The organism is Armatimonadota bacterium (genome assembly GCA_020354555.1).
Taxonomy (GTDB): Bacteria; Armatimonadota; Hebobacteria.
The window spans coordinates 1,182,295-1,190,532 of sequence record CP070648.1; the positions used below are offsets into that span (position 1 = coordinate 1,182,295).

At 63.7% G+C, this 8,238-nt stretch carries 10 protein-coding genes; all 10 read right to left on the minus strand.

Annotated elements, in window-relative coordinates:
- Positions 1-315 (minus strand): prepilin-type N-terminal cleavage/methylation domain-containing protein (locus JSV65_04830; GenBank protein ID UCH35678.1); only part of this gene is annotated, 315 nt, incomplete at its 3' end.
- Positions 316-494: 179 nt separating this feature from the next.
- Positions 495-1,067, minus strand: a complete 573-nt coding sequence (locus tag JSV65_04835) for a type II secretion system protein (protein UCH35679.1) — start codon at positions 1,065-1,067, stop codon at positions 495-497.
- Between the two features lie 70 nt (positions 1,068-1,137).
- Positions 1,138-1,776, minus strand: a complete 639-nt coding sequence (locus tag JSV65_04840) for a hypothetical protein (GenBank protein UCH35680.1) — start codon at positions 1,774-1,776, stop codon at positions 1,138-1,140.
- 70 nt (positions 1,777-1,846) lie between these two features.
- Positions 1,847-2,398 (minus strand): DUF1559 domain-containing protein, encoded by a 552-nt coding sequence (locus JSV65_04845; GenBank protein ID UCH36703.1) that lies wholly within the window; start codon positions 2,396-2,398, stop codon positions 1,847-1,849.
- 15 nt (positions 2,399-2,413) lie between these two features.
- The gene (locus JSV65_04850) at positions 2,414-2,977 is read right to left on the minus strand and encodes a type II secretion system protein (GenBank protein ID UCH35681.1); all 564 of its coding nucleotides are present in this window, start codon (positions 2,975-2,977) and stop codon (positions 2,414-2,416) included.
- A gap of 11 nt (positions 2,978-2,988) precedes the next feature.
- Positions 2,989-3,519, minus strand: coding sequence for a prepilin-type N-terminal cleavage/methylation domain-containing protein (locus JSV65_04855; GenBank protein ID UCH35682.1), 531 nt, complete (start codon positions 3,517-3,519; stop codon positions 2,989-2,991).
- Between the two features lie 577 nt (positions 3,520-4,096).
- A complete protein-coding gene (locus tag JSV65_04860; GenBank protein ID UCH35683.1) occupies positions 4,097-5,344 on the minus strand; it encodes a hypothetical protein in 1,248 nt (415 codons plus the stop codon).
- 444 nt (positions 5,345-5,788) lie between these two features.
- Positions 5,789-6,046 (minus strand): hypothetical protein, encoded by a 258-nt coding sequence (locus tag JSV65_04865; protein UCH35684.1) that lies wholly within the window; start codon positions 6,044-6,046, stop codon positions 5,789-5,791.
- Between the two features lie 18 nt (positions 6,047-6,064).
- Positions 6,065-6,946 (minus strand): family 10 glycosylhydrolase, encoded by an 882-nt coding sequence (locus JSV65_04870; GenBank protein ID UCH35685.1) that lies wholly within the window; start codon positions 6,944-6,946, stop codon positions 6,065-6,067.
- A 160-nt stretch (positions 6,947-7,106) separates the two neighbouring features.
- Positions 7,107-8,238 (minus strand): hypothetical protein (locus JSV65_04875; GenBank protein ID UCH35686.1); only part of this gene is annotated, 1,132 nt, incomplete at its 5' end.

The following is an 8,238-nucleotide window of genomic DNA, read 5'->3' on the forward strand; positions in this document are numbered from 1 at the left end:
GAAGCTTTCCTCGCTTCCCACATATGGCAGAACGGAGGCATCCCACTCCACCCCAGGCTGCAGTGTGGGTCCCGTGTCGGCACCCACCCAGCCTGCGCCATGCAGCGGCAGCACCCCGCAGTCCGCCGTGTACATTTGAAGACCAATCAATACCTGACGCATATTGCTCAGGCATACGTCCAAATCAGCGCGCTGCCGGACTTGCAGGAAGAGCGGCATCATCGCTCCCGCCAGCGCGCTGATGATGAATAGAACAACCAGAAGCTCTATTAGCGTGATACCCTCATTGCGGGACGTCTGGCCCGTCCGCCTCATTGACTGTGCCTCCTGTCCATCCTGCTAGCCGTCGGGGGCGCGTCTCTCCATTACCCGTCGTTCAGCCAGACCCGTCGCCCGGCCCGACCTACCCACAGCATGCGCTGTCGCCTCCTTTCCGCGCAGCGCACGACATGACTGCGCCAGGAGTTAGCAGCCGCCTTCTCGATCGCTTTCCTTTACTCAAGCACCACATGTAGCGGCAGCGCTTTGTGGCGCGGCGCAAGCTCCACGGAGGTGTCCTTCCGACCCAGAGCGAAGATCCCATATGCGCCGAAGTGCCAGTGGCACATAAGAACCGGCGATTCGGAAGCAACTGTCTTCCCTCGGCCGTCGAGGTGTTCTACTGCGCCACGCGAGTATAGATAGGCCCAGCTGCAGGGAAGCCCTGCCCTATGGCGGTATTTCTCTCCGCGCGTGGGGTCCACGGGGCACAGGAACACCTCCTCATTTCGTCCAGCGTATGGGTATATGGTCGTTCCCCACTTCAGACCCTCGCGAATGACTTCATCGCCTTCGACAACGCGCCCTGCATCGTTCAGCGGTATCTCGTCATAGTCAGCCAGGTACATCTGAAGGGCCATCAACAACTGGCGCATGTTGCTTATGCACCAGGTTTCTCGTGACTTCGACTGCACCCTATAGAACACCGGCACCATTGCGCCGGCGAGCACGCTGATGATGAAAATCACCACCAGCAGCTCGACGAGGGTCATGCCGACGTCGTCTTTGGCGTTCGGGGTGCGGTGCATGTCCGTGCCCTCCCTCGCCGGCGGCGGCGCCACTCCAACGCGCTGTCCCGCTCGGCGCGCTGCGTCTGGTTCAGTCGCCGCTCAAAGCCTTCTCGACGGCCGCCTTGGCCTTGGCGATGATGTCTTCATCGTCGTCCGCGGGGTTCTCGATGAACACCAGCCGCCCCGCGCGGTCGAAGATATAGACGCGCGCATTGTCAAAGGCGTTCAGCGCGTCGCGCATCTGCCCCGCCCGGTCGTACAGGAACAGCGAACGGAACCCGTTCTCCTGCGCCTTCTGACGCACCATCTCGGGATCGGAGAGCATGAACACCACGCACGTCTTTACCTGCGGATAAGCGGCGAGCTCTCGCTCCATCACACGGATGTCCTCGTCGCCCACGTTATAGCTCTCGACGTACATCAGCGCCGAGACGCCCGGCAGCGGCAACTGCACCTTGCGCTTGTCCAGATCCTCGACTTCCGGCAGTTCGATCGTCGCGCCGAGCTTGGGGTCGGCCTTCATGGACTGTCCGACCTGCTCTTCCCAGGTCGCCTGAGGGGTCGGCTTCGGCGGCGGCCACTTGACCCCGAGCGCGCGGCTGGACACGAAGATGCCGACGAGGACGCCGGCTGCGGCCACGGCAAGCACAACGATGACGGTGACCAGCCATTGAGGAAACTGGACGGAGCGACGGCCTTCCCCGCCTTGCTGCGATTCCTGATTCATGGCCTTCCCTCCAGGTCTAACGGCTCGATTGATATGCCAGCGCGTGCCTGTGCGGACAGGCGCCGCGAGATCACTCGAACAGAGCGCATATTCCGCCCGGGTATTTCCATGTTGGGGCGACCTCGACGGAGGCATCCTTCCGACCGATGATGAATACTTTTTCCTTCCTGTGCCACGCGCAGCCCATGAGCGGAGAATAGGAGGCAACTGCTTTTCCTCGGCCCTGGAAATCCTCGACCGCGGCGATGGTGTACAGGTATGGCCAACTGCATGGGATGCCGGCCCACGGTGTATACATCTCACCGTTGTTGGGGTCATCAGGGCACAGGAAGGCATCTTCAGCCCCGACGTAGGGCAACACGGCTGCTCCCCACTTGATGCCTTCGATGCCCTTCTCCTTATCGTAGCCTCCCCCGTCAAGCGGCACCTCACCGTAGTCAAGAGCGTACATCTGCAGCCCCAGCAGGACTTGGTGCAGGTTCGCCACGCAGTATGTGCTGCGCGTGCGCGCTCGAACTCGCCACAGCACGGGCACGAGCGCGCCCGCCAGAACACTGATGATGAAAATCACCACGAGTAGCTCGACCAATGTGATGCCGCGCGTTCGCGTCGAGTCGCTCATTGCCCACGGTCCCTGCTATTCAAGTATGGCATGTATCTCCCGGTACTTATGGAGCGGTGCCACCTCTACGGATCCATCCTTCCGTCCTATGATAGTGACGTCCGGATGCCACCAGAAGCAGTTGAGTACAGGCGATTCAGCGGCAACAATCTTGCCCTCACAGCCATAGAAGGCGCACGCAGCGGGAGTATACAAGTAGTCCCAACTGCACGGAATGGCAGACGGAATACCTGGCTGCTGGAATCTTCCCTTCGTGTGGTCCGCGGGGCAAAGGAAGACGTCCCTTCCTGCAACGTACGGCTTCACTGCGGAAATCCAATCGATACCCGGGTTGATGACTTCGGCATCAACGACGACCATGCCTCCGCGATCCATCGGTATCTCCTGGTAGTCAGCTAGGTACATCCGGAGGCCAAGCAAGACCTGGTGCATATTCGCCACACAGTAGGTGCTCTGTGTCCGCTCTCGCACCCGCGACAACATGGGCACGAGCGCCCCCGCGAGCACGCTGATGATGAAGATCACCACCAGCAGCTCGATGAGGGTGATGCCGTTTGCCGTGCCCGCCTTCACTGTCAACACCTCCCGCGTCACTCGAACACCGCTCGTATCGTGTGGTACTTCCCGAGCGGTGCGACCTCGATGGACCCGTCCTTCCGGCCAATGATCTGTATCTGACTCCTGCTTTCATGCCAGCGGCATAGACACACAGGAGACTCAGGAGCTAGCCACTGGCCTTCTGCGTCGAAGTGGGTGACAACGCTGCGGCTGTAAAGGTAGAACCAGCTGCATGGGATGCCCCGCTGGTAGCGTTGTCCGTGCGTGTAATCCGCGGGGCACAGGAAGACATCGCGGCTTTTCGTGTACGGCGCCAGTGCCTCCGTCCACCAGAGCTTGCCGGGTATGTTGAGGGGAATCTCCTCGTACTCTATCAAGTACATCTGCAGACCGAGCAGCACCTGGTGCATGTTGCTCACGCAGAGAGTGCTCGCAGCGCGTTGGCGAGCTTGCCACATCGCCGGCAGTGCTATGCCCGCGAGCATGCTGATGATGAAGATCACGACCACCAGCTCGATCAACGTCATACCGCGACTGCGGCTGCGTGCACCGCTCCTGGCCATCGTCTTCGCCTCCATCCCGCTCTCAGGCAGCGAGCGACCGGTCGGCGGCGGAGAGCCCGCCTGTCATGACGGTTGAGGAAAGCGGATTCGAATCGGCGCAAGCGAACACAGGCAATGCCATGACGGCGAAAGCGATCAGTGCTCTAGGGTGAGAGTGGATTGCCGGCGGGAGAAGGCCGTGGGGGTAGCTGTGTGCGGACTGCTCAGTCTCGTACGTGCGCTGAACCACGGCGCCACCTCGGCTATCCCGGATGAGGCCCGCAGTTGGTCTGCGGACACTCACACTATAGTGCGTCGGCGGGAGCGCGTCAAGGGCACCTGTGATCGGTAATCGAAGAGAGCCGAAAGCCGCCGCGTCTGCGCAACCGTCTCCGTGTCACCCTCACCCCCGACGAGTCGGGGCCTCTCCCTGGAAGGGCGAGGGGTTGGCGCCGGGCGTGGGCACGCCCGCCCTGCATCTTGCGCGGTCGGCGCCTGCCCTGAGCGCGCGCTGATGGGCGCGGGGCTTCGAGCCGTCGCAAGCGAGACGCTTGCGCCACCAGATGTGGTCGCGAGGCCGCGTGCGCCGGCCCCGCGGTCAGGGCGATTCGGTGGTGCTCATCCGGTACACGTGCACGCCGAGCCAGGGGAAGTCGTCGGCCAACCGGCCGTCGCTCACCGGCACCGTGCGATCCTCGGACATGACCTCGGCCTGCTCGACACCGGAAGGCAGGCCCGCAAGGACCGCGCTCACGCCCGCGGCAAACTCCGCCGAATTGACCGCGATGACGTACAAGTTGCCCTGCCATCGCACGGCGCGGGCGTTCACCGACGGGTAACTGATGTCTTCCTCCGCCCGGACGGGGCGGAACGAACACGTGCGCTGCGGACCCTTGGTGATCTCCACGGTGACGGGAGCCGCCTCGCCGAACAGCAGGGCCTGCCCTAGTTCTGACCGGATCACTTCTGATGCCGCCTTGGAGTACGCCGCGAATGTCTCGCGCAGGACATCGAGGTCGTTGCGGTGATAGTAGGAGAACACGAGGACGCCGCGGGCGCCGGCGGCGAGGGCGCAGTAGAAATCGTGATACGCCTCGACGGGCGTAATGATGTCGTGTTGTTTGAGGTCGGCGATGTAATTGCCTCCCTCGTAGCGTCCCTGCTGGAAGCACATCAGTACCGCGATGGGCACGCGCTCGCCGTTCAGATAATCGCGGCCGACCGTAAACCCCGCCTGCTTGATCGCCTCGATCTCCGACTCGACGCGCCAGCGTACCCACGCGCGCGGCTGGTGGGCGTATTCCGTGTACGCGCCCGCGCCGATGATATCGAGATACGGAACATAGCGGGCGATGTCGTCGGCGGAGTAATGGCCGGGGATGTACATGAAGTTCGGGCGGCGCATGGGATCGCGTTTGCGAGTCCACGCGCTGAGGTCTTTGATGAGACTGAACTCGTCCTCGCGCCACCAGCGGCGTTCTTCGGGTAGATCCCACCAGGCGTGACAGTCGTACGCCGCCAGCCGCTCGATCTCGGCCTGTGCGGCGGCTTCTTCCTTTTCGCTGATATTCTCGAACGCGAACATGCCGGCGCGCGCGAGCTTGTCCATCAGCGGGACCTGCTCGCCATAGGTGTGGCCCATGTTCCAGCCCTGGTCCCTGAGCGCGAGCAGCTCCTCTTCGGTCCGGACCTCAAGGGAGTACAGGCCGAGGGGGAATTCCCTGCCCATGGGATATGGATAGTCGTCCTGGGGGATCTGGCCCCCGATCACCGCGCCGCCGGCGGCGACGCACATGAGTAGAAGCGCTGCAGCCGCCGCGTACCTCAAGCTGCTGCCAGAGATCATCGGTTTCTCCTCACCTCAACAGTACACACAGGGTATCCGAACCCCTGCCCTGCAATCCGAGCGAAACGGCTGAAACCCACCGAGGCAAGACCCCCCGCCACGGGCTTACCATTACCCACTTCTCCCTCGTGGCGCCACCGGAAAGGGTGGGCGTCGCATGCCGAGAGAATGGGTCGGCAAGGAACGCCTTATGGAGTGCGGGAGTTCACTCCCGCTGTGCAAAGCGGCGATTAATCGCCGCACTCCACAATGACGGCGAGTCAAGCTGCAGCCGTGTACACCCTCAGAGCCCATCTCGCATGCCCCACGGCGGCGCAAACAAGATGCGGGTAAATGATAAGCCGCCGCTGGCTGGCAAGCCTGCCTCTGGCAGGCAAGCTTCGCTAGCGCTCAGGGCGACAGTTTCGGCCGGTGACGAGCGCACACGCGCATCACGCAGCAACCTCACGCCCCAGGCCTGTCCTGCTCCAGGAAGTGGCTGCCGTCCTTGAGCCAGGCGTCCATGGCCTTGCCGGGATTGAACTCGTACGTCCTCTTAAGCGTCTTGAGTAGCTCCGCGTCGCCGAGTTCGCGGAAGATTGGGTCATGGGGATTGAACCGGTTGAAGGTGTAGATGCCGCTGACGCCGGCCTCCCACGCGCGCAGCGCCTCGCCGCGCCAGACCTCGATGGTGCCCTGCTTCTCGGGCTGGCTGGGGCTCACGACGCGCGACGCACTGAGTCATGCGTACACGGGGACGTCGCAGCGCTTGCCGAGCGCGACTAAGTTCTCCCACGGCTCCAAGTGAAAGTACCCGCTGCCGACGATGATATCAATCAGGCCGTCGTCGAGCCAGCGTATGAGATCGAGGCCGATGGCCTTGGCGTAGCCGACGGAATCCGGGACGCGGACCGCGATGAGCAGCGGGCGGCCGCGCTTGGTGCCGACTTCATCAGCCATCGCGCGCAGCCGGGCGATCAGTTCGGTCATCATGTCGCAGTGCTCCTGCGTCACCGGGTCGCCGGTCATCTGCGGCTTGAAATACACGGGATGGCGGAAGAAGTCCAACTCCATGCCGTCCACGTCGTAGCGCGTGCAGACGTCGTGGAGGATGCGAAAGACCTTGTCGCGCACCTCGGGAATCGCGTAGTCCACCGCCGACCAGCGGCCCCCGCCGTAGGGGAACTTGTCGCCCTTCTTGCCCATGAGGTAATCGGGGTGCGCCGTCTTCCATTCCGCGAACAGCGCCGCGTCGCCGGAGTCGTGGGTGTCGTTCATGCGCATCGACCAGAAGACTTCCATGCCATGCTCGTGGCCGAAGTCGGTGATGACCCGGAGCGAGTCGCGGCCCTGCTTGATCAGCTCGTGCGCCCAGTCGTCCACTCCGCGGTCGGCGTGTGCGCGCAACTCGGTCTCGTCGCTGTGGTGGGTGTAGACGTTGAAGACGCCGGTGCAGTAGAAGATGGCGTCCACGTGCGAGCCGACGAGCGGGGAGGTGCGCTTGCTCAGGAAGTGTTCTGGAGTCTTCGGCTCGCCGGGCTGGTGGCGCCAGGCGTCGTTGCCGTCATTGTTCATGATAATACGGCGGGTGCGGTGTGCGGCTTGCTTCCGGGCGTCGCTCATCGTCGACTCCTTCTGCTCTACACTGCGTGGGTCGGTGTCGCCAGCGCTCGCCGAGTTGCCGCGCGGTGTCAGCACTAGCAGCACGGCCGCTGCCAGGAGCAGGCAGCGCAAGGCCCGCGAGGATCCGGCGCGGTTCGTCTCGCGGACGGCGTCGTTACGGTTACAGTGCATGCATCACGTCGCGCAGCGTCGGATAGAGCCGGCGGTAGATCTCGTAACGCTCGTCGTACTGCGCCGCCGTCTCCGGGTTTGGCTCGTAGGTCTTGACGGCCCTGATTGTCTTGCCGACGGCCTCGGCGAGCGAGGAGTACTCCCCCACCGCCGTGCCCGCGAGGAGCGCCGCGCCAAGGCACGCCGCCTCGGAGACCGACAGCGATGACACCGGCCGCCCGAAGACGTCGGCCTTGAGCTGAAGCCACGTCGGGGACTTCGCGCCGCCGCCAATGGCCCGGATGTGCTCGACCGCGACGCCCGCGCGCTCCAGGTGCTCCAGGTTGAGGCGCATCTCGAAAGTCACGCCGTCGAGCAGCGCCTTGATGATATCGGCCTTCGTCGTGGCGAGGGTCAGGCCGAGGATGGCGCCTTTGGAAAACGGGTCGAGCCACGGCGTCCCCGTGATGGTGAAGTGCGGCAGCACCATCACCGGCGACGGGCCGCTCGTCGCCAGGCCGATCATGATCTCGTAGACGTCCATGCCCGCCGCCTCGGCGTCCTCGCGCTCCTGCTTGCCGAGGGTGTCTCGATACCACCGCAGCAGCGACCCACCGGTGAAGTTGAAGGCGAGGGTAATGTACATCCCCGGGGCGACGTGGTGGTAGCAGGAGTAATTCGATTCGAGCATGGCATCGCTCAGGTTGAGTTCCGAGAACGCGGGGGTGATGCACTCGACGGTGCCGGTGGCGTCCATCGCGATGCGCGGCTCGACAATGCCGGAGCCGAGCGCGCCGCACGGCTGGTCGTGCCCGCCGGTGACGACGGCGACCCCGCGCGGCAGGCCCAACTCGCCTGCCAACTCATCGCGCACCTTACCGATGACGACGCCGCTCGGCGCGGTCGCGGCGAGACGCTCGGGCTCCAGACCAACACGGGACAGTATCTCGTCCGACCAGCGCTCGGCGCGGACATCGAACGCCATGGTGCGCCCGGCGAGGGAGTAGTCAATCGCCGGCTCTCCGCAGAGGCGAAACGCCGTCAGGTCCTCGTAGCACAGGAACTTCCACGCGCGCTCGAAGACCTGCGGCTCGTTGTCGCGCCACCACATGATCTTGTTGATCGTATACATGGGGTTGAGC